This is a genomic window from Labrys sp. WJW (assembly GCF_001676615.1).
Taxonomy (GTDB): domain Bacteria; phylum Pseudomonadota; class Alphaproteobacteria; order Rhizobiales; family Labraceae; genus Labrys; species Labrys sedimenti.
The window spans coordinates 91,453-115,117 of record NZ_LYXZ01000002.1 but is presented as its reverse complement, the minus strand read 5'-3'; the positions used below and the strand labels follow the sequence as shown (position 1 = coordinate 115,117).

Sequence of the window (23,665 nt, the reverse complement as noted above, 5' to 3'; positions counted from 1 at the left end):
CGCCTTTTCCATCCTGCGGTCCCGTGCGCGATGCAGCATTGCATGCTGCATCGCGCACGGGATGACCGGAGTTTACCCCTTGGCCGGCACGCCGGCGTCGAGACTGTCGATGCCGCCGGCCTGGTTGAAGCGGGCTTCGTCGAGAATGCCCTGGCGCTTGGAGACCAGCAGCGGCACCAGCGCCTGCCCCGCCACGTTGACCGCCGTGCGGCCCATGTCGAGGATCGGATCTATGGCAAGCAGCAAGCCGACGCCGGAGAGCGGCAAGCCGAGCGTCGACAGCGTCAGGGTCAGCATCACGGTGGCACCGGTGAGGCCGGCCGTGGCGGCCGAGCCGATCACCGAGACGAACACGATCAGGGCGTAATGCTCGATGCCGAGCGGGATCTGGTAGAACTGGGCCACGAAGATCGCCGAAATGGCTGGATAGATCGCAGCGCAGCCATCCATCTTGGTGGTCGATCCCAAAGGCACGGCAAAGGCTGCGTATTCCCGGGGCACGCCGAGGCTGCGCTCCGTCACCGCCTCGGTCACCGGCATGGTGCCGACCGAGGAGCGCGAGACGAAGGCGAGCTGGATCGCCGGCCAGGCGCCCGCGAAGAAGCGGGCGGGGCTAAGCCCGTGCAGGATCAGGAGCAGCGGGTAGACGACGAGCAGGACGATGGCGAGGCCAATATAGATGGCGAGGGCATACCACGTCAGTTGCCCGAGCGTCTGCCAGCCATATTGCGCCACGGCCTTGCCGAGCAGGCCGATCGTGCCGATCGGGGTCAGGCGGATGACCCACCACAGGATCTTGCGCACGATGGCGAGCAGCGACTCGTTGAAGGTGAGGAAGGGGTTCGCCCGTTCACCCACGCTCAGCGCGGCCACGCCGACAGCAATGGCGATCACCAGGATCTGCAGCACGTTGAACTGCAGCGAGGTCGAGGCGACGCCATCGGTGAGCTTGGTCGAGGCCTGGATGCCGAAGATATTGGCGGGCACCAGGCCTTTCAGGAAGTCGAGCCAGGAGCCGGTGGTGGCCGGCGCCTTGGCGGTCTCGGCCAGCACGGTCGAATGCAGGCCCGGCTGGATGACCAGGCCGAGGGTGATGCCGATCAGCACGGCAATCAGCGCGGTGATCGCGAACCACAGTAATGTCTGCCAGACCAGCGCCGCGGCATTGGACAATCTGCGCAGATTGCCGATCGAGGCAACGATCGCGGTAAAGACCAAGGGGGGCACCAGGGCATAGAGCAACTGGACGAAGATCGAGGCGATCGTCGTCAGCGTCTGCACCAGCCAGTTCGGGTTGCCTGCCGCATCTGGCCCGAGCGAGCGGGCATAAAGGCCGAGCGCCAGGCCCACCACCATGGCGGCGAGCACCTGAAAACCGAAGGAAGCATATAAGGGCTTGGCTGCCGCCGCTTGAGGACCGGAAGGGGTTGCCATGTTCAATCTCTTGCGATGCACCGATGAAAATATAACATAAAATACATGTTATAAACCTTCAATATCCATACCATGAGCGGATTTGAAAGAAAACTACAGCAAAGACAAAGCAGGGACGCCCCTCATGCAGGGCTCGACGTCGGGTGCACGGGCATCTTGCCCGTATCTTCGTCTCCTCACACGCGGCGTATTTGGCACGCAAGAAGGGGCAAGATGCCCGTGCACCCGAATTTACCAGCTCAACTCCAGCGCCTTCAGCCCGTGGAAATGATAGGTGTCGGCATAAACCGGCGTCCCTTCCAGCCGCAGGCCGGGCAGCCGTTCGAACAGGATCGGCACCGCCACTTCCAGCTCCAGCCGCGCCAGGGGCGCGCCAACGCAGAAATGGATGCCACCGCCGAAGCTGACATGGGGCGGGCGCTGCCGCGTCGTCAGGAAACGGCCGGGCTCCTCGAAGCGATCCGGATCATGGTTGGCGGCGCCGAGCAGCAGGCCGATCTCATCGCCCTTGCGGAAGGTGGCCGGCCCCAGCGTGACGTCCTCCAGGGCATAGCGCTTGAACATGTGGAGCGGCGGATCGAAGCGCAGCATTTCCTCCACCAGCCCCTCGCCGCCGGCCAGCACCGCCTCGCGGCCGAGACCTGCCTGCAGGACGGATTTCACGCCATTGCCGATGGCGTGCACCGTCGCCTCATGGCCGGCATTGAGCAGCAGGATGCAGGTGGAGATCAGTTCCTCCTCGCTGAGCCGGTCGCCCTCGGCTTCGACGGCGATGAGATGGCTGATGAGATCGTCGCGCGGTTCGGCTCGCCGCCGCTCGACATAGCCGCGCAGGAACTGGGAGAAATCCTCAGCAGCTGCAACGGCTTGGTCCTCGATACTGCGGCTCCGGCTGAACTGATACATCGCCACCATGCGATGCGACCAGTCGAGCAGTTGCGGGGCCATCTCGACCGGCACACCCAGGAGTTCGGCGATCAGGATCACCGGGATGGGCGTGGCAAAAGCCTCGATCAGATCAACCCTGCCCTGCCCCACGAAACCATCGATCAGTTCGTTGGCGAGCGCCGCGATCCGCGGCCTCAGACGCTCGACCTGCCGGGTGACGAAGGCGCGATTGACCAGGGTGCGCAGCCTCGTATGAACCGGCGGCTCGCGCTCCAACATGGAATGGGCGTCGACCGCATCGAAGGGCGCCAGATGGGCTTGTGGCTCCGGCCAGCCGAGCTCGGCACGGCTGGCCACATGCAGCACCTCGCGACCGAAGCGCCTGTCGCGGAAGAGGTCGAACACCATCTGGTGCGAGGCCGCGCACCAGCAGCCATACTCCTCCCAGAAGAACAACGGGCAGGCTTCGCGAATGGCCTGATAGGCGGGATAGGGATGCTGGACGAAGGCAGCATCGGTGGGGCTGAGCGACACGGCCGCGCGGGCGGCATCGATCTTGAGGCTTGATGGCAGGTACATGGCAAAAGGGGTAGGAGATTCCTGCGACAATGTCATCGTCGCAGCCACCTGAAATCCACTTGTCAGGGCAGAGCGTCGCAGGCATTTAAGACCGCATGAGCAGCCAGCCCGTCATCAATCCCAATCTCCTCGACACCGCCACCCCGCCGATCCCGGAGGCGCAGGCCTGGGCGCGCGCTTATGACGGCGCGGCCGGCCCGCTGATCGACCTCTCCCAGGCGGTGCCGGGCTATCCGCCGCATGCGGAATTGCTGGAGCGGCTCGGCCGCAATGCCAGCGCGGCGTCGAGTGCCAGCTACGGGCCGATCGAGGGCGATACCGTGCTGCGCCAGGCCTATGCCAAGCACATTTCCGACCTCTATGGCGGCACGGTCGACTGGCAGACCGTCTCGATCACCACCGGTTGCAACCAAGCCTTCTTCGTAGCGGCCCTGGCGGTGGCCAAGGCGGGGGATTCCATCCTGCTGCCGAGCCCCTGGTACTTCAATCACAAGATGACGCTCGACATGCTCGGCATCGAGGCGCGGGCCCTGTCCTGCCCGCCCGAGAACGGCTTCGTGCCGGATGTCGAGAGCGCCGCCGAACTGATCGATCCCACCACGCGGGCGATCCTGCTGGTGACGCCCAACAACCCGACGGGCGCCGTCTACCCGCCTGAAACCATCGAGGCCTTCGCCCGACTTTGCCGGGAACGCGGCCTGTTCCTCATCCTCGACGAGACCTATCGCGACTTCGTCGCCGGCCGGCCGCACGGACTCATCGCTTCAGGCGAATTCGACAACACCCTGATCTATCTCTATTCCTTCTCGAAGAGCTACTGCATCCCCGGCCATCGCCTGGGAGCGCTCGTCGCCGCGCCCACCGTGGCGGCCGAGGTCGGCAAGGTTCTCGACACGCTGCAGATCTGCGCGCCCCGCACCGCCCAGGCCCCCGTCGCCTGGGCCATCGACGGCCTGACGGAATGGCGCGAAGCCAACCGCCTGGAGATCGACAGGCGGGCAGCCAGCTTCCGCGCGGCCTTCGAAGGCATCAATGGCTGGCGGATCGATGCGATGGGCGCCTATTTCGCCTTCCTGCATCATCCCTTCCATGGCCATACCGCCGCAAGCGTGGTCAAGGAACTGGTGGAGAAGGCCGGCGTGCTCTGCCTGCCCGGCCCCTATTTCGGCCCCGGCCTCGAGGGACATATGCGGGTCGCCTTCGCCAATGCCGGCGTGGAACAGCTGCAGGCCCTGCGCGAACGCTTCCAGCGTTTCGGAGGGTAATCGCGATTTCAATTGCCCTTCGGCGGCTGGCGCGATAGCCAAGCGACATGCTCGAAGGTCTTCATCCCAACAATCCCACCCATGTCGCACGTATCGTCACCGACGAGATGCGCGCGCGTCGCATCGCTGACCTGCTCGGCGAAAGCTTCGATCCCACGGAAACGGCGATCGCTGCCTTCGAAAGGGAAGACGGCACGGCCAAGCCCCCCTGGCTGGTCGAGGTCTATTTCCGCACCGAACCGGACGAAGCCTCCGTCCGGGACCTGATCGCGTTGGCGGCCGGCCCCGACATGGAGGTGGCCTTCGACAGCTTCGGCGACAAGGACTGGGTGGCGGCTTCCCTCGAAGGCCTGGCGCCCGTGCGGGCGGGTCGCTTCACCGTCCATGGCAGCCATGACCGCCAGCACGTGCCTGGAAACACCATCGGCATCGAGATCGAGGCGGCTCTCGCCTTCGGCACCGGCCATCACGGCACCACGCGGGGCTGTCTCCTCGCCTTGGACGACCTTCTCAAACGCAAGCGCCCCTACCGGCCGCTCGACATCGGTACCGGCACCGGCGTGCTCGCCATAGCGGCCGCGCGCGCGCTGCGCCTGCGCGTGCTGGCCTCCGACATCGATCCGATCGCCATCGCCACCGCGCGCAACAATATCCGCTTCAACAAGGCCGGGGCCTATGTCGAGAGCTTCGTGGCCCGCGGCACCACCGCTCGCGCCATGCAGACCAACAAGCCGTTCGATCTGGTCTTCGCCAATATCCTGATGGGCCCGCTGGTGCGCCTGGCGGCGCCGATGAGCCGCCTGCTGGCGCCCGGCGCCACGGTGATCCTTTCCGGCCTGCTCCATTCCCATGCCAATGCGGCGCTGGCTGCCTATCGCGCCCAGGGCCTCCATCTCATCCGCCAGATCAAGATCGACGAGTGGACGACGCTGGTGCTGTCCTATGGCGGCGGCAAGCCCAAGAAGCTTTGAGGACGCACGACTCTAGACGACTAGAACCCCTTCTCCCCTTGCGGGTGTCGTCAACTCTCTTGAGTTGACTAGGGGTCCCGGCAGGGGAATGAGGGGAGCAACACGCCCCTGCCAGCTTGGCGCCAACACCCCTCATCCGGCTGCCGCCACCTTCTCCCGCAGGGGGAGAAGGGACTTATACTTCAAGGGTGATCAAATGGCTTTTCAGTCCTTCGACGAAATTTCCCAGCCCAGCCTCGGCCCGGCCCGCGCGGCGGCATTGCGCGGCAAGCTCGCCGAACTGGGACTCGACGGCTTCGTGGTCCCCCGCTCGGACGAACACCAGAACGAATATTGCCCACCCTCGGAGGAACGCCTTTCCTGGCTCACCGGCTTTGCCGGCTCAGCCGGTATCGCCGTCGTCCTGAAGGACCAGGCCTCCATCTTCGTCGACGGCCGCTATACCGTGCAGGTGCGCGAACAGGTGGATACCTCGACCTACACGCCGCGCCATCTCATCGAGGAGCCGCCGGAGAAATGGCTCGGTGCCGTGCTCAAGCCCGGCATGAAGCTCGGCTACGATCCGCGTCTTCAGTCGATGAACGAGGTCGAGCGCCTTCGCGCCGCTTGCGAGAAGGCCGGTGCAAGTCTTGTTGCCGTCAAGGAAAATCCGATCGACGCCGTCTGGACCGACAGGCCGGCGCCCCCCCTTGCCCAGATCGTCCTGCACGATGTGGCATTGGCCGGCGAGAGCGTGTCCTCCAAGGTCGAACGGCTGCAGGCCAAGCTGCGTGAGCAGAAGATCGACGCCGTCTTCACCAATGACGCCCATGCCTCCGCCTGGCTGTTCAACATCCGCGGCGGCGACGTCTCCCACACGCCCCTGCCGCTCTCCTATGCACTGGTGCCGGCCGAGGGCCAGCCGACGCTGTTCGCCGATGGCCGCAAGTTCTCCAATGCCGTCCGCGACGACCTTGCCCAGCACATGGCCATTGCCGAACCACGCCAGATCGAGGCAGTGCTGGCTGGAAGCGTGAAAGGCAAGACGGTACGGCTCGATCCCGCCATGGTGGTCGAGCATTTCGCCACCCTGGTCGAGAAGGCCGGCGGCAAGGTGCAGAAGGGGGGCGACCCCGTCGCCCTCCTGCGTGCCGTCAAGAACGAGGCAGAGCGAGCCGGCTCCCGCGCCGCCCATATCCGCGACGGCGTCGCCTTCGTGAACTTTCTCGCCTGGTTCGAACGCGCCGTCCCCGGCGGCCAGGAAACTGAGATCTCCGTGGCGCAGGCCCTGGAACGCTTCCGCCAGGGCACGGGCGTGCTCAAGGATCTCTCCTTCCCCTCGATTTCCTCGGCCGGGCCGAACGCCGCCCTGCCGCATTACCGTGTCAGCCACGCCAGCAACCGGCCGGTGACGCCCGGCTTCTTCCTGATCGACTCCGGCGCGCAATATGTCGACGGCACCACCGACATCACCCGCACCATCGCGGTGGGCGAGGTCTCTCCCGAGATGAAGGACCGCTATACCCGCGTGCTCAAGGGCCATATCGCCATCGCCCTGGCGCGCTTTCCCAAGGGTGTTTCCGGTGCCCAGCTCGACAGTTTCGCCCGCGCCGCACTATGGGAGATCGGCACCGATTTCGACCACGGCACTGGCCATGGCGTCGGCTCCTATCTCTCCGTGCATGAGGGCCCGCAGCGCATCTCCAAGCTCGGCACCACGCCGCTGGAAGCCGGCATGCTTCTCTCCAACGAGCCGGGCTATTACCGAACCGGCGCCTTCGGCATCCGTATCGAGAACCTCATCCTGGTCGAGCCCATCACGATCGAGGGCGCCGAGCGCGAGATGTACGGCTTCGAGACGCTGACGCTGGCGCCCATCGATGTGAGGCCGATCGAGTTGTCGCTGCTCACCACCCGCGAGATCGACTGGCTCAACGCCTATCACGCAAAGGTGCGCGAGACGCTCGGCCCGCTGCTGGACGAAACGGAGCGGGTGTGGCTGGAGCAAGTGACGCAGCCGGTCGGATAGCGGAGGCTTGCCTTCGGGCCGGGCTTGCGACGCATAATCGTTGAAAAAGAGGCGGGTCCGAAACCCCTCCTCTCAACCCATCATCATCCTCAGCAGCACCACGCTCACCACGCCAACCACGATGGTCACCAGCAGCGGCATGCGCGTGGCGGAAACCACGGTGATGGCGGCGGCGATGGTTTCGGCCGGCCCGGTGGCGAGCGCGACCGGTGCGATCACCGAAACCAGAACGGCCGCCGGAATGGCGTCGAAAGCGGCCTTGGTCCGGCCGCTCAGGGCAAGGCGGCCGTCCAGGAAGATGCCGGCCACGCGGGTGGCATAGGTCACCAGCGCCATGGTCAGGATCGCCGCCACCGTGTGGGGATCAAACGACATCGACGGCCTCCTTGGCATCGAGCTTACTGCGGCCGGGATGGCCGGTGAGGAAAGCGGCCAGAATGCCGGCCAGCGCCCCGGCGGGCACGTGCCAGGGCGCCCCGATCTTGAGATAGACCAGGGCCGCCACGACGGCGCTGGTGATGATCGCAGCCGCCGAGCTGCGGCCTTCCCAGAACCCTGCGATCAGGCCGATGAACAGAGCGGTGAAAGCGAAATCGGCGCCGTAGCGTGCGGGATCGCCGAGGAGCTGGCCAACGAAGCTGCCCGCCGTGCTCCACAGCACCCAATTGAGATAGAAGAACACCGACATGGCGAAATAATAGGTCGGCGTCAGCTCGGTCTGGCCGGCCCGGCGCTCCGACATCGCCCAGTTCTCGTCGGCCATCATGAAGAAGCCGAGAAAACGCTGGGCAGGCGAGAAGAGCCGCGTCTTGGGGGTGAGCGAGGCTCCCATCAGGATATGGCGGCAATTGATCAGCAGGGTGCCGAAAGCCAGGGTCAGGATCGGCACCGGCTGCACCCATTGCTCGAGGGCGGCAAATTGCGCGCTGCCGGCGAACACGATGATCGACATCAGGGCCGTCTCGAAAGGCGACAGGCCTTTGGAGACGGCGATGGCGCCGAACAGGAAACCGATCGGCACCGCCGCCAAGGCAGGCGGGGCGATGTCGATCAACGCGGAACGGATTTCGGAACGGGCAGACAAGGGAGAGCTCCTGATGGAGCCGTCTCAATAGGCGCCGTGCAACCGCCGGTCTTGGATAAAAGTTGCATCAGGAGTGTCAGCCTCTGGCTGACATTTGTCGGCCAGGGGGCGACACTCCATCACCCGCGAAACGCTCCCGGCGTCACGCCCATGCGCGCCTTGAACACCCGGTTGAGGTGGCTCTGGTCGTAGAAGCCGCAGGCTGCCGCCACCTCCGCCGGTCCCTCACCCGCCGCCAGCAGGCGCCTCGCCGCGCGATAGCGCCGGTCGGTGAGATAGGCATGCGGCGTGGTGCCCATGGCCTTGCGGAAGGAACGCACCAGATGGCTGCGATTGAGCCCTGCCACCGCAGCGAGCTCGTCGAGCCCGACATCGCGCTCGAAATGCTGGTCCAGATAGGCCCGCGCCTTGGTGAGTGGCCCGCTCTCGTCGCCGAGCCTGATCGGCTCGCCATAACAGCCCCAACGCCCGAGCAGCGCCGAAAAGAAGCGGCTGAGCCTGGCATCGCGTTCAAGCAAGGTCACGGCGGGGTCGCTGAGCGCGATCTGCAGCGTCACCAGATCGGCGGCCAGGGCAGGATCGTCGATCACCGAACGGTCGAACCAGGGCGTCCCGGCAACCGGTCGGCCGAAAGTGTCCTCGGCGACGGAACGCATCAGATCGACGGTGGGATAGAGCACGCGGTAGACGAATCCCTCGCCCGCAGGCTCGCCATCATGCAGTTCGTCCGGGCAGACCATCGCGAAACTTCCCGGCGAAGCGTAGTGCCGGCTGCCGCGATGCGAGAAGGCCTCGCAACCGTCGAGCACGGCAGCGATCGCATAGGTCTCGTGGGTATGGGGCACATAGCGATGCCGGCGAAAGATCGCGCTCAGGCACTCCAGTCCGTCATAGCGCTGCTCGCGCCAGAACCGGACGGCATCGCCTCGTTCGGCGGCATCCTCGAGCGTGGTGAAGGCAGTGGACTGCGACGGCATGCCGTTAAGATAGTGCCTTTGTCGGCAAATTGCTTGGATGAAAGTTGCATCCGCTGCAGCGCCAGCCTCTATTTCAAGGACAGCATCTGGCGCAAGGACCAAGCCTCCTCGGCATTGCCCTTCTTCGAGATGTTGGAAACGCGCCACTGGCCGTTTTCTTGCACCAGGTCGTAGACAAGCTCGTCGCGCTTGGGATCGCCGCGATTGAAACTCACGCCTATCTGGGCCCGGTCACCCTGCACCGACGCCGGCTCGATCTTCAAATCCTTGATCATCGGATCCTGTGAATCGCTCACCGGATCGAAATCGAGCGCTCCCACCTCGCCGGACTTGGCGGATTCGTCGATATCCTTCTTCACCGCGGCAGCCAGGTCCTTGCTGAGATATCTGGCGCGCAGCTTGGCATCACCGATGATGTCGATGCCTTTCGTTTCGGGCGTCTTGCCCGAATAGATCTGTTTTACCGTCGCATCGGGCGAAGTTTCGGCGGCAAGGGCCGGCATCGCCAGCCCCGATGCCAGCAGAAGGCCGAGGCACAGTTCACGCATCCTGGTCATTCGTGTTCCCTGCTCCATTCACGAGCTCGAACCATTCATCCTCATTGATGACCTTGACGCCGTGCTTTTGCGCATCCGCCAGTTTCGAACCGGCGCCGGGACCGGCGACCACGAGATCGGTCTTCTTGGAAACGGAGCCCGAGACCTTGGCGCCCAGCCGGTCGGCCATGGCCTTTGCCTCGTCGCGGCTCATGCGCTCCAGCGCCCCGGTGAACACCACCGTCTTGCCGGCGACGGGGCTCTCGGAACGAGGCTGTTCCGCATCGAGAATGCGGATCTCCGCCGTCAGGCGCTCGAGGATGGCAAGGTTGTGCTCTTCCACGAAATAGGCGCCGATGGCCTCGACCACGGTTTCGCCGATCTGGTCGATCGCATCCATATCCGCTCCAGCCTCCTCATCCTTGGCAGCGATGCGCAGCGCCGCCTGCTCGAAAGCCGGCCAGGAGCCATAGGCACGGGCGAGTTGGCGGGCGGTGGTCTCGCCGACATGACGAATGCCGAGGGCATAGAGGAAGCGTTCCAGCGCGATCTCGCGGCGGGCATCGATGGCGGCAAACAGGTTCTTGGTGGAGGTCGCGCCAAAACCTTCACGGTCTTTCAATTTCTTGAAGTTCTGCCCATCGCGGGCAGCCAGGGTGAAGATGTCGCCGGGCTCGCGGATCGGCAGGTCCTCGTTCTCGAAGAAGAAGGCGATCTGCTTTTCGCCCAGCCCCTCGATGTCGAAGGCGCGGCGGGAGACGAAATGCCTGAGATGCTCGATCTTCTGGAAGGGACAGGCGAATTCCCCCGAACAGCGGCGCACCGCCCCCTCCCCGCCCGTCACGGTTTCCTCGCGGACGACGGGCGTCTTCAGGGAACAGGGACAGGTTTCGGGGAAGACATAGGGAACGGCGTCCGCCGGCCGCTTTTCCAGCACCGCCCCGAGGATCTGCGGGATGACGTCGCCCGCCCGCTGCACGATCACCGTATCGCCGATACGCACGTCCTTGCGGGCGATCTCGTCCTCATTGTGCAAAGTGGCGTTGGAGACGACGACACCGCCCACCGTAACCGGCTGCAGCTTGGCAACCGGCGTGAGGGCTCCGGTGCGTCCCACCTGGATCTCGATGCCCTGCAGCAGCGTGGTCGCCTTCTCGGCAGGGAACTTGTGGGCCGTCGCCCAGCGCGGCGAGCGCGAGACGAAACCGAGGCGCTGCTGCAGATCGAGCCGGTCGACCTTGTAGACCACGCCGTCGATGTCGTAGCCCAGCGTGGCGCGCTGGGCCTCGATCTGGCGGTAATGGGCGAGCAGGTCGGCCGCGCCATGGCAGCGCACCATCAGCGGATTGACTGCAAAGCCCCACTCGGCGAAAGCCCGCACCACCTCGAATTGCGTGGTGGCTGGCAGCGCGCTCGCCTCGCCCCAGGCATAGGCGAAAAAGCGCAGGGGGCGACTGGCGGTGATGGCGGCGTCGAGCTGGCGCAGCGAGCCTGCCGCGGCATTGCGTGGATTGGCGAACAGCGGCTTGCCCGCCGCGGCCTGCCTTTCATTCATGGCGTTGAAATCGGCGTGACTCATATAGACCTCGCCACGCACCTCGAAAATCTCGGGGACGTCACCCTTGAGCACATTGGGAATGTCGCCGATGGTGCGGACATTAGCGGTGACATCCTCACCCTCGGCACCATCGCCCCGCGTGGCCGCCACCACCAGCCTGCCCTTCTCGTAGCGCAGCGAGCAGGACAGGCCATCGATCTTGGGTTCGGCCGTGATCACCACGTCATCGCTATCGCCAAGGCCGAGGAAACGGCGGATGCGAGCCACGAATTCCTCGACATCCTCATCCGAGAAGCTGTTGGACAGGGACAGCATCGGCACGCGGTGGCGTACCTTGGCGAATTTCTCGGACGGCGCCGCGCCGACCTTGTCCGAGAGACTCTCGGCCGATTTGAGCTCGGGAAAACGCTCTTCGATTGCCGTATAGCGCCGCCGCAGGACGTCATAGTCCGCATCGCTGAGGACCGGCGCGTCCTCCTGGTAATAGGCCTTGTCGGCGTCGATCAACCGCGCCGCAAGTTCCTCGTAGTCAACGCGGGCCTCCTCGATCGAGAGGTCGGAAACGGGCTTGGGAGTGTTCATGACAGGCCAACCGATGCATTGCTTTGCTGTGGCTTAACACAACCATTCCAATCGGGGCAGAGGGGACGGCACGGGTTGGGGGGCGGGTCTTCAGACCCGCCACTATTACTCAGCAATGAAGTCAGATGCCGGGTCTGAAGCCCCGCCCCCCAGCAGCCTGTCCGCCGCCGCCCTCGCTTCGTCGGTCACATGGGCGCCGGCGAGCATACGGGCGATTTCCTCGCGCCGTTTGTCGGTGTCGAGGGGCGAGACGCGGGTGGCGACCCTGTCCTTGCCTTCCGCCTGCTTGGCGATGAGGAAATGGGTGGAAGCACGCGCCGCGACCTGCGGCGCATGGGTGACGTTGATGACCTGGACCTTTCCCGCCAGTCGCGCCAGGCGCTGGCCGATGGCATCGGCAACGGCACCGCCCACGCCGGAATCGATCTCGTCGAACACCAGCGTCGGCGCCGAACCGCGATCGGCCAACGCGACCTTGAGGGCCAGCATGAAACGCGAAAGCTCGCCGCCCGACGCCACCTTCATCATCGGCCCAGGCCGGGTGCCGGGATTGGTCTGGACCCAGAACTCGACCCTGTCGAACCCATCGGGAGAGGCCAGGGTCTTGTCGCTCTCCACCGAAGTGGTGAACTTCGCCCTGTCGAGCTTCAGCGGCGGCAATTCGCCGTTGACGGCAGCATCGAGCTGGCCGGCGGTGGCTCTGCGTTTGTCGGAGAGCACCGCCGCCTCGGCCTCATAGGCGAGACGGGCGGCGCGATCGGCCTGCTCCAGGGTCTGCAGCTGCCCTTCCCCCTCGTCTAGGGCGGCAAGATCCGCCGCATAACGCTCGGCCAGTGCCGGCAGGTCCTCGACGGAGACATCATATTTGCGGCTGGCCGCGCGCAGGGCGAACAGACGCTCTTCCAGGCGCTCCAGTTCGGCCGGGTCGAAATCGGCCTCGTCCAATGCTGTCTGCAGCGCGATGCGGGCTTCTTCCAGGGCGTTGAGCGCCTGGTCCAGCGAGGCAATCGCCGGCTCGACCAGGCGTGGCGCCTGGGCACCCCGCCGCTCGAGGCGCCGGATGATGGCCGCCAGCGACGGTGTGGGAGAGCCGTTGCCGCCGACCCCCTCATAGGCTTCCTTGAGATCGACGGCGATCTTCTCGGCCTGCATCATATGGGTGCGCCGCTCGGCCAGGGCTTCTTCCTCGCCGGCTTGGACATCGAGCTTGCCGAGTTCATCGACGGAATGGCGCAGCCAGTCGCCCTCCGCCCGGGCCTTTTCCAGCCTGGCTCGATGCTGTGCCAGCGACTGCGTGGCCTTGCGCCAGGCCGCATGCTTGCCGGCAACATCGGCCGCCAGATCCTCCAGCCCCCCGAAGGCATCGAGGAGCGCGCGGTGGGAGGCGGGATCGGTCAAGGCCCGATCGTCATGCTGGCCGTGGATCTCGACCAGAGCTGCTCCCGTGGCGCGCAGCACCTGCACGCTGACGGGCTGATCGTTGATGAAGGCTCGGGTCCGGCCGTCCGCCATCTGCACGCGCCGCAGGATCAGGTCGCCGTCATCGGAAATGTCGTTCGCCTTCAGCACCGCACGGGCCGCATGATCGGCCGAAACGTCGAAGACCGCGCTGACCTGGCCCTGGCCCGTGCCATGACGCACCAGGGAACCGTCGCCACGTCCACCAAGCGCCAAGGCAAAGGCGTCGAGCAGGATCGACTTGCCGGCACCGGTCTCGCCGGTCAACACGGACAGCCCCGCGACGAATTCGAGGTCGAGCCGGTCGATCAGGACGATATCGCGGATGGCCAGTTGAACGAGCATGACAGTTCTATACCGGGCTTGCGCCTGCGTCGCATGACAAAACATCAGGCTGCGCACAAGGAAAGGGCCGATCTTGCGACCGGCCCTTTCGAAACTCGATTGTCTACGCCACGTTTCAGAGCGTGATCGCGTTGCGGAATGTCCGGCTCAGCCACGAGTCGGTGTCTTCGCGCGGCTCCAGGCCATGCGATTTCACCAGCGTATAGGCATCCTTGTACCACTGGCTGTTGGGATAGTTGTGGCCCAGAATGGCGGCGGCAGTCTGCGCCTCGGCAGATAGGCCGAGCGCCATGTAGCATTCCGTCAGGCGGCTCAGCGCTTCTTCGATCTGCCGGGTCTGGGCATAGTCCTTGACCACGGTCTTGTAACGGTTGACCGCAGCGGAATAGTTCTGCTGCTTCTGGTAGAAGCGGCCGATCTCCATTTCCTTGCCGGCGAGCTGGTCGCGCACGACCTGGATCTTGAACTTGGAATCGCTGACATATTCCGACTTGGGATAGTCGGTAACGACCTTCTGGAAGCCGGCAAGTGCCTGGCTGGCCCGGTCCTGGTCGCGTGTGATGTCGGGGATCTGCTTATACTGGGAGTTGGCCCAGATATAAGTCATGTAGGCCGCGTCCTTGTCGTTCGGCCACAGGGTCACGTAACGGCGCGACGAGGTGATGGCATCGTCGTAATTGCCGGACGTGTAATTCGAATAAGCCATCATCAGAATGGCTTTCTTCTGCCATTCCGTCTGCGGATATTGCTTGTCGAGCGATTCGAAACGCTTGGAGGCCTTGGAATAGTCGCCGCCCTTCATGGCGACGAGGCCCTGGTTGTAGAGAAGATCAGGCGGGTCGGTCGCCTGGGTCTTGTAGCCCGGATCGTCATCCCAAAAACCGCAGGCGGCCAGCGGCGTCGCCATCAGCGCAATGGCGACGGCACGAACCGCGAGCCGCGTCGCGACGGTGCGGGAAGACGAGAGGGAACGCAGCGGCATCACTCAGACCTCTACTTCGACTCGAGCAAAGCGCGTTTAGGCGCAAACGCCCTTTTGCTCTCACTCTTTGTTTGGACGCGTCTTTGCGATTCCTGGTGATTCCACCAAATCGCAAAACACTCCCGTACCGGCATTGTCGCGCGTTTCCGGCGGATGACACCATCCATCAGCTTCGCACCACAACGTTAAGACTTCGTGGTTCGACATTCACGACCAGCACCGGCCCGTCCAGACGGATAGGCCGTTATGCCGGCAGCAATGCAGGGGCCCTTGTAGCCGATTGTCCGGCCAAGCGCCACCGCCTCTGCAAAATTGTACAATGCTTTGCGGCGGCGCTGTCAAGCGAGGCAAAAGCCTTCACACTCAATTGGTATCAGGCGCGAAGGCCGCTGCAGCCAGGCCGCTGGAGAGCTCGGCATGGCCGCTCTCGCGACGTACCGGTGCATCAACCATGGTCCAGGCGCTGTCGTCCGCGAACAGGGCCTGAAGCATCATGTAATTGACGCGATGTCCGCCGCAATAGGAGCGGAACTGGCCGATCAGCGGAGCGCCGGCGAGAGCCAGATCGCCCACCGCATCGAGCATCTTGTGACGCACGAATTCATCGGCATAGCGAAGGCCTTCCGGATTGAGGATGCGGTCCTCGCTCAGGGCAACCGAATTCTCCAGGGACGAGCCGAGCGCAAGGCCCCTCTCCCACAACTGTTCGACATCCTTGACGAAGCCGAAGGTACGGGCCCGCGACAGTTCACGACGGAAGTTGTCGGGTGTCAGGTCAAGCGCACGGCGCTGGCGGCCGATCAGGGGCGTCTCGAAATCGATCTCGACATCGAGGCGGAAGCCCGCATTGCCGGACTTGTCCCAGGGCGTCAGTTCGGCCCAGGCGCGGCCCATCTCGACGCGGACCGGCTTGAGCACCTTGATCTGCCGGCGGCGCGCCCGCAGCGTGGCGATGCCGACCTGATCAATCGCCTCGATGAAGGGCGCGGACGAACCGTCCATCACCGGGATTTCGGCGCTGTCGACTTCAACTGTGACATTGTCGATGCCCAGGCCCCGCAGCGCCGCCATCAGATGCTCGATGGTGGCAACCGAAGCCCGCGTGACATCACCAACAACCGTGCACAGGCGCGTATCGACGACGTTGTGATAATGGGCGAGGATCTCCCGCTCACGTCCGTTCTCCAGATGCGTGCGCAGGAAAACGATGCCGCTGTCGGCCTCGCTCGGATGCAGAGTGATGGAGACAGGCTTGCCAGAATGGACACCAATCCCTTCGAGGGATACACGGTCATTCAAAGTCGTCTGGAAACCAGATTTCATGTGCGTATTCCACAAGCCGTCCGCCAGGGTGGCGGTACCCAACCGAAACTAGACCGGCCTGCTTTCTGTTTGACCACCTGGTCCTATCATTCCTTGCCACGAGGGCATGGACTCGGACCTTTCTTCGAAAATACGTAAAGCAAAAACCAAAGCTTTAGCCAAATCACGCTTTCTTACGGTCTGTAACACAAGCTCGCCAAGTTCCGGCTTGTGACCCTAGTTTTAAAATCCTTAATCATTTCAAAAAACTACGGCCCGGGCGATGTACCCGGGCCGTCATTGATCCGCACTATGGTTACGATTTCGTCACGAAGGCGAAATCGGCCTCAATTCGAATGGCGGCGCAGGAAGGCCGGAATCTCGAGCTGGTCGTCCTCGATCGAACGCGACTGCTGCGGGGCCGGACGTGGCGCCGGCGGACGACGCTGGGCTTCCGGCGGGCGCGGCGGAGCCTGGCGCGGTTCGGGCTGGCGCGCGACGGGGGCCGGCTCATGTTCGACTTCATCCGTCTCGGGTCGGCCGAGGCCGACGGCAGCCAGGCGCTGGAGCAGCGTCATGCGCTTCTTGTCGCCGGCCTGGGGGGCTTCCGGACCACGCTGGGCGGCAATCTGGGCCTGCGCCGGCATGGGCAGATCCTCGATGCGCGGCATGCGCGGCGGACGGACGACGGCCCGCTCCGGCGCCGGGGGCACGAAATGCTCGGGCTCGGGATGATGCTCGGGAGCGCGGGGTGCTTCTTCGACAACCGGCTCGCGGAACAGGGTCGGCTTGGGCGCCAGCGGGCGCAGCGTCACGTCATTGGCGGCAGCCACCGGCTCCACGGGAGCTACTGGCACCGGCTGGGCGATTTCCTGCTGGATCGGGGCAGGCTCGATCGCCACCGGAGCCTGAGCCACCGGCGCGACATTGCGCGGCGCGGCAACGCGGGCAGCCTGAGCGGCCTGGGCAGCAGCCTGGTCACGCACGCGCTGGGTCATTTCCGCCAGGCGAATGTCATCCTTGGAGGGCGAAGCCTGGGGCAGGATGGCCGAGTCAATGCCGGTGGCGACCACCGACACGCGCATCGTGCCTTCCAGCGACGGATCCTGGGTCGCGCCCAGAATGATGTTGGCTTCCGGATCGACCTCTTCACGAATACGGGTCGCCGCCTCGTCGAGCTCGTAGAGCATCATGTCGGGGCCGCCGGTGATCGAGATCAGCAGGCCGCGGGCGCCCTTCATCGAGACGTCGTCGAGCAGCGGGTTGGCGATCGCCGCTTCGGCGGCCAGGATCGCGCGGCGCTCGCCCGAGGCTTCGCCGGTGCCCATCATCGCCTTGCCCATCTCGCGCATCACGGCGCGGACGTCGGCAAAGTCGAGGTTGATCAGGCCGGGCTTGACCATCAGGTCGGTGATCGAGGCGACGCCCGAATAGAGCACCTGGTCGGCCATGGCGAAGGCGTCGGCGAAGGTGGTCTTGTCGTTGGCGACCCGGAACAGGTTCTGGTTCGGAATGACGATGAGGGTATCGACGCTCTTCTGGAGCTCGGCGATGCCGGACTCGGCCAGGCGCATGCGGCGCAGGCCTTCGAAATGGAAGGGCTTGGTGACGACACCGACGGTGAGGATACCGACCTCGCGGGCGACGCGGGCGATCACCGGGGCAGCGCCGGTACCCGTGCCGCCGCCCATGCCGGCGGTGACGAAGACCATGTGGACGCCATTGAGATGATCGCGGATCTCGTCGATCACTTCCTCAGCGGCAGCGCGGCCGACCTCGGGCTGCGAACCGGCGCCGAGACCCTCGGTAACCTGGATGCCCATCTGGACGATGCGGTCGGCCTTGGAAAGGGTCAGAGCCTGCGCATCGGTGTTGGCGACGACGAAGTCAACGCCTTCCAGTCCGGCCTCGATCATGTTGTTGACGGCGTTGCCGCCAGCCCCACCAACGCCGAACACGGTGATACGCGGCTTCAACTCCCGGATATCCGGCATTTTGAGGTTGATCGTCATGGTTCGCCTCTTTTGCAAGACGCGTCGCCGCGCCCCTTAATTGACCTTCATCAAGGCCTTACGACCCCTTCCTGCCCTTTGAATCAGAAAGTTACTGATTTGCGAAGCAGGCATTTGTGTAATCCGGCTAAATTTGACCGGAAAAATTAGTCAAAATGGCCTTGAAAAACCGACCATTCTTCATGTCTCAACGTTACCTTTGCGATTCGAAACTCGATTTCCCTTTTGCAAATCGAAGTTTAGAAACTGTGTTTCAACCAACGTCCGACCCGACCGAAATAACCGTCTGTTCCGGTAGCTTGCGCACGCGTCCGAACCTGCGGTTCGAAATGCTCGACTCCGGCAATCTGCGGATAGACCAGCAAGCCAGCTGCCGTAGCGAAAGGTGGCCCCTTGGCCGCCTCGGGCATGCCGGCGATCCCGAGCGGACGCCCGATGCGGACCTGCCGATCCAAAATCTTGCGCGCCAGTTCCACCGTGCCCGTCAACTGGCAGGCACCGCCCGTCAGCACGACGCGGCGGCCCGCCTCGGCCCAGGCACCGGACCCGCGCAGGCGGTCGCGCACCATTTCGAGGATTTCCTCGATGCGCGGACGGATAATCCGTACCAGACGAGAGCGTGGCACGTGATGGATGCCGTCGCCCTGCTCGTCCCCGACGGGCGGCACGGCGATGGTCTCGCGATCGTCCGAAGGGCTGGCGATGGTGGCGCCATAGAGAACCTTCAGGCGCTCGGCCTCCGACAGCTTGGTCGACAGGCCGCGCGCCACGTCGGTCGTGACATGCGCCCCGCCCACCGGCAGGCTGTCGGCATGCACGAAGGCGCGATTGGCAAAGACGGCGACCGAGGTGGTGCCAGCGCCCATGTCGATCAGGGTCACGCCCATCTCGGTCTCGTCGTCGACGAGAGCCGACAGGCCGGCGGCATAGGGCGTAGCGACCATTGCCTCGACATGGAGATGGCAGCGCTCGATGGCGAGCATCAAGTTCTTGGCCGGCGTGGACTCCGCCGTCACCACATGCATGTCGACACCGAGTTGGCGGCCCAGCATGCCCCTGGGGTCGGAGATGCCACCGACACCGTCGAGCATATGGCCGATCGGCAGCGAATGCAGCACGGCGCGTCCGTCACGCACCGAATGGCTGGCACCGGCGTCGAGAACGCGATGAATGTCGAGATCGCAAACCTGATGGCCGCCGACTTCCACCGTGGCCGAATAGTGCTCGCTCGCCACCCGCCCACAGGAAATGTTGACGATCACCGAGTCCACCCGCACCCCGGCCATGCGCTCGGCGGCATCGACCGCATGGCGGATCGCCTGTTCGGCGGCCTCCATGTCGACGACGGCGCCCGACTTCAGCCCGCGCGAACGCTGATGGCCGATGCCCAGGATCTGGGCCTGGTGGCTGCGGCCCGGCAGGAGATCGGCCCCTTCGAGCGGACGCAGCCGCGCGATCAGGCAGACGATCTTGTTGGTGCCGACGTCGAGCACCGACATCACCGTGGTGCGACGCGGCGCCAGCGGCTTGAGCTTGGGGGTCAGGCCATTCTCGAAGGGGCTCATGCGCGGCCCCCCTTTGCCTTCTTCTTGGACAGCGCGTCGGCCCGGGCAGCCGCAGCCTGCTCACTCAAACGAAAGGTAGCGCGATCGGGCATACGCATGTCGACTGCCAAAATGTCCTTTTCCAAAACCTTGCCCTTCCGCTCGAGACCAGCCAGGCTCTTCAAGGCCTGGTCCGGATTGTCCTCGGGAAGGCGAACGACCACGCCATTATCGAGCGTGAGATTCCAGCGGCGCTGGGAAACGAGCGTCGCGCCCCTGACCCGGCCGGTCAGCTCCGGCGTAGCGGCAACCGCCGCGACGATCTCGCTGGCCCGCTTGTCGGCCCCCTCGCCCACCACCAGCGGCAGAGCGGCAAAACGGGCCTCGACATGATCCTCGATGACGACGCCGTCTTCGGCGATCACGCTGACCGAGCCGTCACGCTGCCACAGGGCATAAGGGGCACGCTCCTCGATGGTGACCGAGAGCGTGGAGGGAAACAGCTTGCGAACCTGGGCCGACTTCACCAGCGGCAACTTCTCGAGCCCCTCGCGAGCCGCCTCGGCATCGAGGAACAGCAGGGACGAGGTGTTGGTGACCCCGGCGGCGGCGAAGATCTTCTGATCCGTCAGCTCGCGCTGGCCGGTGACGGCGACGGTCTCGACCCGGAAACCGAACAGATTGGCCGCCATGTCGAGCGGCGCGCCATATTGAACCTTCATCTGCGGCCAGACCGGTCCGGTCTGGGCACCATAGACGATGGTTCCCACCAGAAAGCCGGCCGACAGCATGAGCCCCAATCCCCGCGGGGGCTTTGCCAGCAGACGCTGCAGCCGCGACGAGCGCTGATCCACGAACGTTCTGGTCGTGAATCCGGCTTGGCGCAGGGAGGACAGATTGAAAAAACGCAGCATATGCTCGAAGCCAACGCACTTGAGGAACCACCCGTTAGGACGGTCTTTTGAAGGGCGATCTCAGGAGCTGACCACCCCCCTCAAGCGGGAAATGCTTCATGCCCCATTAAGGTTAGCTTTCGGACAAATCGGTAAACAATCGGTTAGCGGCGCTTCAGCTTTGCTGCATTAGGCTCTGGCGCGGCTTCGAAATCGACAATGTCCTGGTCTGGACCTGCCGCAAGGGCAGGTAGCGGCCCCGGCAAAGTCAGGCCGTCAGCCCCACGCGCTTGATTTCCCATTCGAGTTCGATGCCCGAATGATCCCTGACGCGCTCACGCACGGTCTCGCCCAGCATCTCGATATCGGCGGAGCTGGCCGTGCCGAGATTGACCAGGAAATTGGTGTGCATCGGCGAGACCTGGGCGCCGCCGACGGTCAGGCCGCGGCAACCGGCCTCGTCGACCAGTTTCCAGGCTGAATGGCCGGGCGGATTCTTGAAGGTCGAGCCACCGGTGCGGGTATTCACCGGCTGGGAGGATGAGCGGGTTTCGGTGATCTTCTGCATCTGCGCCAAGATCGCCTCGCGGTCCCCCGCCTCGCCCCGGAATGTCGCCTGGGTAAACACCACATCCGCCGGCACGGCGCAGCGGCGATAGCTGAAGCCCATGGCGGGGGCGTCATAGGTCAGGATCGAACCGTCGCGGCCGACCGCGCGCGCCGAGACGAAGAAATCCTTGGTCTCGCCGCCATAGGCACCCCCATTCATCCGCAAGGCACCGCCGATCGCTCCGGGAATGCCGCGCAGGAAGGACAGGCCGGTGATACCGGCCTCCGCCGCCGCGCGCGCCACCTTCACGTCGGGTGCGCCGGCGCCGGCCGTGATGGTCAAGCCATCGACGACAATGGAGCCGAAGCCCTTGCCCAGGCGGATGACCACGCCCTCGAAGCCGCCATCGCGCACCAGGAGATTGGAGCCGAGCCCTACCACCAGCCAGGCAATGTCCGTGGGCAATCCCGCCATGAACTGCGCCAGATCCTCCTCGTCCACAGGCGTGAACAGCACCTGGGCCGGGCCGCCGGTACGGAACCAAGAGAGCGGCGCCATCGGCGCATTGGCTTCGAGCGTGCCGCGCAGTGCCGGCATCAGCGGGCGCAGCGAGGGAATGAGGTCGGGAAAGGTCATGGAATGGGGAAGATCATGGGACGGGAAGGTTATGGGATCCGAAAAGATCCCGCGGCGATCAGTGGTTTGGAATGCCGGCTTTATTGCCTACATTCACGGAAAAGCCCAGCGATTCTGCCAGGACGATTGAGTTTTGCCGCATCGACACGCCTGCCTTGAAGAGCGCCTGCGCGCCATCGTCCGGGCGGATGAGGGCCTGATGGCCTTCCTTGCCGTCGCCCGCGCCTTTCGCCTGCCGCAATGGCGGCTGGCGGCCGGCTGCGTCTACCAGACGGTGTGGAACAGCCTGACCGGGAAACCCGCCGGGACCGGCATCAAGGATTATGATCTCATCTATTTCGACGCGGGCGATGTGAGCTGGGAAGCGGAGGATGGGGTGATCAGGCGCGCAGAGGCGGCGTTCGGCGGCCGCTGGCCGGTGGAGATCCGCAACCAGGCCCGGGTGCATCTGTGGTTCGAGCAGCGCTTCGGCCTGCCCTACCCGCAGCTTGCCTCGGCCGACGAGGCGTTCGGGCATTATGCCGCCATCGTGCATGCCGTCGGCATTCGCCTCGAGGATGACGGCAGTATCGACATCGCCGCCCCCTTCGGCCTCGACGACGTCTTCGGCATGGTGATCCGCCCCAATCCGGGACGCCGCGGCGACAAGGGCCTGGCCGCCAAGGCGGCACGCGCCAAGGCGATCTGGCCCGAATTGCGCCTGGTGGACCTGCAGCCATGACGGCAAGGCCGGGCTATGCGCAGGCCCTGCAGGCAACCAGGCTGCTCGAATTGTTGCAGGCCTATGATCCACATGTCGCGGGCACGCCCCCTCTCGGCGTCGACCTGCCCGCCAGCGATATCGATATCCTCTGCCACGCCCCGGATACCCTCGCCTTCACCCGGACAGTCTGGGAGGCTCTTGCCGGAAAGGCAGCCTTCTCCGTCCATCAATGGACCGGCAGCGGGCGGCCGGTGATCGCCACCTTTTCGGCGGAGGGCTGGTGCTTCGAGATCTTCGCTTCCATCCAGCCGGTGTCCGAACAGGCTGGCTGGCGCCATTTCGTGGTGGAGCGGCGCTTGCTCGCGCTGGGGGGAGAGTCATTCCGCGGCAACGTCATGCGTCATCGCCGCGCCGGCCTGAAAACCGAACCCGCCTTCGCCACGGCCCTGCGCCTGAAAGGCGATCCCTATCGGGCCCTGCTCGAACTGCACCGGCAAACCGATGGTGACTTGGCGGCGATCCTCGCCGCCGCCGGTTATCCAACGCACTCGGGGCAGAGCTGACGCCCGCTGTCGGAAAGACACCAGGGGGAGAAGCTGCCTGGTCGAGATCGGCACACCGAAATTTTGCCTTCTCTCATCATGCGATATGCTTCAAAGCCTCGCGGCGGCTGAGATTGCTGAGTTCGGGATGCTCGTCGACGTAACGGGCGACCTCCACGGGATCGATGCGTGCATGGTGCCTGAGGGCCCAGCCGATCGCCTTGCGCAGGAAGAATTCCTTGGAGCCGAGCGACGGAGCGATGCAAGCATAGAGGAGTTCGAGATCGATCTGCGCCTTGGCGTCGAGCTGGCAGAGGATCGCACTTCGGCGCTTCCACATATTGGCGTCGACGGCCCAGGCGAGCATGGCCTGCCGCATCGCCGCGCCATCATTGCGCAGGATCGGCAGGAGGCGATGCGCGGCGATGGCATCGACATAGTCCCACCAGGCGCCGCTGACGATCATTTCCTCATACATCGGCAGGACATCGAAGCGCTGGAACGCCCTGGCGGCACGCAGGCCGCTCAGTTCGACGGCGGCATAGCGCTCTTCACGAAACCGGGCGCCACGCCAGATCGCGAGAACCTCCGCCTGCCAATGCCCGGCGGTCTCGAAGCGCAGATCTGCGAAGATGGTCTTGCAAATCTGCCTGAGCGGCACGGCAGAGACGCCCAGATAGGGCATCGCCGACTTCATATAGGCCTGCATGCCCGGCGCACGTGAGGGATCGGCAGCGGCCGCCAGACGTGCATGTATCATCTCGGCGAGGCTCATGTTCCCCTCCGACCACGCCCCCGTTTGGGGGCATTCGACGC

Annotated in this window: 20 protein-coding genes; 5 read left to right on the top strand and 15 right to left on the bottom strand. The window is 64.7% G+C overall.

What is annotated here, in order from left to right; genetic code table 11:
* Nucleotides 1-72 precede the first annotated feature (72 nt).
* Both BA190_RS02685 and BA190_RS02680 read right to left on the bottom strand, forming a co-directional pair.
* The gene (locus tag BA190_RS02685; RefSeq protein WP_202908415.1) at nucleotides 73-1,434 is read right to left on the bottom strand and encodes a dicarboxylate/amino acid:cation symporter; all 1,362 of its coding nucleotides are present in this window, start codon (nucleotides 1,432-1,434) and stop codon (nucleotides 73-75) included.
* A 231-nt stretch (nucleotides 1,435-1,665) separates the two neighbouring features.
* Nucleotides 1,666-2,901, bottom strand: coding sequence for a cytochrome P450 (locus tag BA190_RS02680; RefSeq protein ID WP_068282144.1), 1,236 nt, complete (start codon nucleotides 2,899-2,901; stop codon nucleotides 1,666-1,668).
* A gap of 95 nt (nucleotides 2,902-2,996) precedes the next feature.
* Here BA190_RS02680 and BA190_RS02675 point away from each other — a divergent pair, with 95 nt between their 5' ends.
* The 3 genes from BA190_RS02675 (at nucleotide 2,997) to BA190_RS02665 (ending at nucleotide 7,145) form a co-directional block, all read left to right on the top strand.
* Nucleotides 2,997-4,166 carry an aminotransferase gene (locus tag BA190_RS02675; RefSeq protein ID WP_068282142.1) on the top strand — a complete coding sequence of 390 codons (1,170 nt, stop codon included), beginning with the start codon at nucleotides 2,997-2,999 and terminating at the stop codon, nucleotides 4,164-4,166.
* A 47-nt stretch (nucleotides 4,167-4,213) separates the two neighbouring features.
* Nucleotides 4,214-5,137: a 50S ribosomal protein L11 methyltransferase gene (locus BA190_RS02670; protein ID WP_068282140.1), complete on the top strand. Its 924-nt coding sequence runs from the start codon at nucleotides 4,214-4,216 to the stop codon at nucleotides 5,135-5,137.
* A 196-nt stretch (nucleotides 5,138-5,333) separates the two neighbouring features.
* Nucleotides 5,334-7,145: an aminopeptidase P family protein gene (locus BA190_RS02665; protein WP_068282138.1), complete on the top strand. Its 1,812-nt coding sequence runs from the start codon at nucleotides 5,334-5,336 to the stop codon at nucleotides 7,143-7,145.
* Between the two features lie 72 nt (nucleotides 7,146-7,217).
* Here BA190_RS02665 and BA190_RS02660 read toward each other — a convergent pair whose 3' ends face one another.
* From BA190_RS02660 to murB, 12 genes are all read right to left on the bottom strand, one after another.
* The gene (locus BA190_RS02660; RefSeq protein WP_068282136.1) at nucleotides 7,218-7,520 is read right to left on the bottom strand and encodes an AzlD family protein; all 303 of its coding nucleotides are present in this window, start codon (nucleotides 7,518-7,520) and stop codon (nucleotides 7,218-7,220) included.
* Nucleotides 7,510-8,229 (bottom strand): AzlC family ABC transporter permease, encoded by a 720-nt coding sequence (locus BA190_RS02655; protein ID WP_245314515.1) that lies wholly within the window; start codon nucleotides 8,227-8,229, stop codon nucleotides 7,510-7,512. Before BA190_RS02655 ends, BA190_RS02660 begins: the two co-directional genes overlap by 11 nt.
* A gap of 119 nt (nucleotides 8,230-8,348) precedes the next feature.
* Nucleotides 8,349-9,206, bottom strand: coding sequence for an AraC family transcriptional regulator (locus BA190_RS02650; protein ID WP_068282134.1), 858 nt, complete (start codon nucleotides 9,204-9,206; stop codon nucleotides 8,349-8,351).
* 68 nt (nucleotides 9,207-9,274) lie between these two features.
* Nucleotides 9,275-9,763, bottom strand: a complete 489-nt coding sequence (locus tag BA190_RS02645; protein ID WP_162275041.1) for a DUF3828 domain-containing protein — start codon at nucleotides 9,761-9,763, stop codon at nucleotides 9,275-9,277.
* A complete protein-coding gene (gene ligA, locus BA190_RS02640) occupies nucleotides 9,747-11,882 on the bottom strand; it encodes an NAD-dependent DNA ligase LigA (RefSeq protein ID WP_068282130.1) in 2,136 nt (711 codons plus the stop codon). Before ligA ends, BA190_RS02645 begins: the two co-directional genes overlap by 17 nt.
* Before the next feature lie 105 nt (nucleotides 11,883-11,987).
* The gene (gene recN, locus BA190_RS02635; RefSeq protein WP_068282125.1) at nucleotides 11,988-13,685 is read right to left on the bottom strand and encodes a DNA repair protein RecN; all 1,698 of its coding nucleotides are present in this window, start codon (nucleotides 13,683-13,685) and stop codon (nucleotides 11,988-11,990) included.
* Nucleotides 13,686-13,800: 115 nt separating this feature from the next.
* Nucleotides 13,801-14,667, bottom strand: a complete 867-nt coding sequence (locus BA190_RS02630; protein ID WP_068282123.1) for an outer membrane protein assembly factor BamD — start codon at nucleotides 14,665-14,667, stop codon at nucleotides 13,801-13,803.
* A gap of 363 nt (nucleotides 14,668-15,030) precedes the next feature.
* Nucleotides 15,031-15,990, bottom strand: coding sequence for a UDP-3-O-acyl-N-acetylglucosamine deacetylase (gene lpxC, locus BA190_RS02625; protein ID WP_068282121.1), 960 nt, complete (start codon nucleotides 15,988-15,990; stop codon nucleotides 15,031-15,033).
* Nucleotides 15,991-16,316: 326 nt separating this feature from the next.
* Nucleotides 16,317-17,981, bottom strand: coding sequence for a cell division protein FtsZ (gene ftsZ / locus BA190_RS02620; protein WP_068282118.1), 1,665 nt, complete (start codon nucleotides 17,979-17,981; stop codon nucleotides 16,317-16,319).
* Nucleotides 17,982-18,220: 239 nt separating this feature from the next.
* Nucleotides 18,221-19,546, bottom strand: a complete 1,326-nt coding sequence (ftsA, locus tag BA190_RS02615) for a cell division protein FtsA (RefSeq protein WP_068282115.1) — start codon at nucleotides 19,544-19,546, stop codon at nucleotides 18,221-18,223.
* Complete coding sequence (locus BA190_RS02610) at nucleotides 19,543-20,316, bottom strand: cell division protein FtsQ/DivIB (RefSeq protein WP_162275040.1); 774 nt, start codon at nucleotides 20,314-20,316, stop codon at nucleotides 19,543-19,545. The genes ftsA and BA190_RS02610 overlap by 4 nt, the downstream gene beginning before the upstream one ends.
* Nucleotides 20,317-20,686: 370 nt before the next feature.
* Nucleotides 20,687-21,604 carry a UDP-N-acetylmuramate dehydrogenase gene (gene murB, locus BA190_RS02605; protein ID WP_068282113.1) on the bottom strand — a complete coding sequence of 306 codons (918 nt, stop codon included), beginning with the start codon at nucleotides 21,602-21,604 and terminating at the stop codon, nucleotides 20,687-20,689.
* A gap of 133 nt (nucleotides 21,605-21,737) precedes the next feature.
* Here murB and BA190_RS02600 point away from each other — a divergent pair, with 133 nt between their 5' ends.
* A complete protein-coding gene (locus BA190_RS02600; RefSeq protein WP_068282110.1) occupies nucleotides 21,738-22,325 on the top strand; it encodes a nucleotidyltransferase family protein in 588 nt (195 codons plus the stop codon).
* The gene (locus tag BA190_RS02595) at nucleotides 22,322-22,870 is read left to right on the top strand and encodes a DUF4269 domain-containing protein (RefSeq protein ID WP_068282107.1); all 549 of its coding nucleotides are present in this window, start codon (nucleotides 22,322-22,324) and stop codon (nucleotides 22,868-22,870) included. Before BA190_RS02600 ends, BA190_RS02595 begins: the two co-directional genes overlap by 4 nt.
* 76 nt (nucleotides 22,871-22,946) lie before the next feature.
* Here the strand turns inward: BA190_RS02595 and BA190_RS02590 are convergent, their stop codons facing one another.
* Complete coding sequence (locus tag BA190_RS02590) at nucleotides 22,947-23,624, bottom strand: DNA alkylation repair protein (RefSeq protein WP_068282104.1); 678 nt, start codon at nucleotides 23,622-23,624, stop codon at nucleotides 22,947-22,949.
* Between the last annotated feature and the right edge of the window lie 41 nt (nucleotides 23,625-23,665).

Coding starts and splice junctions, on each gene's coding strand:
- murB (WP_068282113.1), bottom strand. CDS start 21,604: ATGACCTTTCCCGACCTCATTCCCTCGCTGCGCCCGCTGATGCCGGCA.
- ftsZ (WP_068282118.1), bottom strand. CDS start 17,981: ATGACGATCAACCTCAAAATGCCGGATATCCGGGAGTTGAAGCCGCGT.
- BA190_RS02650 (WP_068282134.1), bottom strand. CDS start 9,206: ATGCCGTCGCAGTCCACTGCCTTCACCACGCTCGAGGATGCCGCCGAA.
- BA190_RS02590 (WP_068282104.1), bottom strand. CDS start 23,624: ATGAGCCTCGCCGAGATGATACATGCACGTCTGGCGGCCGCTGCCGAT.
- BA190_RS02680 (WP_068282144.1), bottom strand. CDS start 2,901: ATGTACCTGCCATCAAGCCTCAAGATCGATGCCGCCCGCGCGGCCGTG.
- recN (WP_068282125.1), bottom strand. CDS start 13,685: ATGCTCGTTCAACTGGCCATCCGCGATATCGTCCTGATCGACCGGCTC.
- BA190_RS02665 (WP_068282138.1), top strand. CDS start 5,334: ATGGCTTTTCAGTCCTTCGACGAAATTTCCCAGCCCAGCCTCGGCCCG.
- BA190_RS02610 (WP_162275040.1), bottom strand. CDS start 20,316: ATGCTGTCGGCCGGCTTTCTGGTGGGAACCATCGTCTATGGTGCCCAG.
- BA190_RS02645 (WP_162275041.1), bottom strand. CDS start 9,763: ATGACCAGGATGCGTGAACTGTGCCTCGGCCTTCTGCTGGCATCGGGG.
- BA190_RS02685 (WP_202908415.1), bottom strand. CDS start 1,434: ATGGCAACCCCTTCCGGTCCTCAAGCGGCGGCAGCCAAGCCCTTATAT.
- BA190_RS02630 (WP_068282123.1), bottom strand. CDS start 14,667: ATGCCGCTGCGTTCCCTCTCGTCTTCCCGCACCGTCGCGACGCGGCTC.
- BA190_RS02595 (WP_068282107.1), top strand. CDS start 22,322: ATGACGGCAAGGCCGGGCTATGCGCAGGCCCTGCAGGCAACCAGGCTG.
- BA190_RS02660 (WP_068282136.1), bottom strand. CDS start 7,520: ATGTCGTTTGATCCCCACACGGTGGCGGCGATCCTGACCATGGCGCTG.
- ftsA (WP_068282115.1), bottom strand. CDS start 19,546: ATGAGCCCCTTCGAGAATGGCCTGACCCCCAAGCTCAAGCCGCTGGCG.
- BA190_RS02675 (WP_068282142.1), top strand. CDS start 2,997: ATGAGCAGCCAGCCCGTCATCAATCCCAATCTCCTCGACACCGCCACC.
- ligA (WP_068282130.1), bottom strand. CDS start 11,882: ATGAACACTCCCAAGCCCGTTTCCGACCTCTCGATCGAGGAGGCCCGC.
- lpxC (WP_068282121.1), bottom strand. CDS start 15,990: ATGAAATCTGGTTTCCAGACGACTTTGAATGACCGTGTATCCCTCGAA.
- BA190_RS02670 (WP_068282140.1), top strand. CDS start 4,214: ATGCTCGAAGGTCTTCATCCCAACAATCCCACCCATGTCGCACGTATC.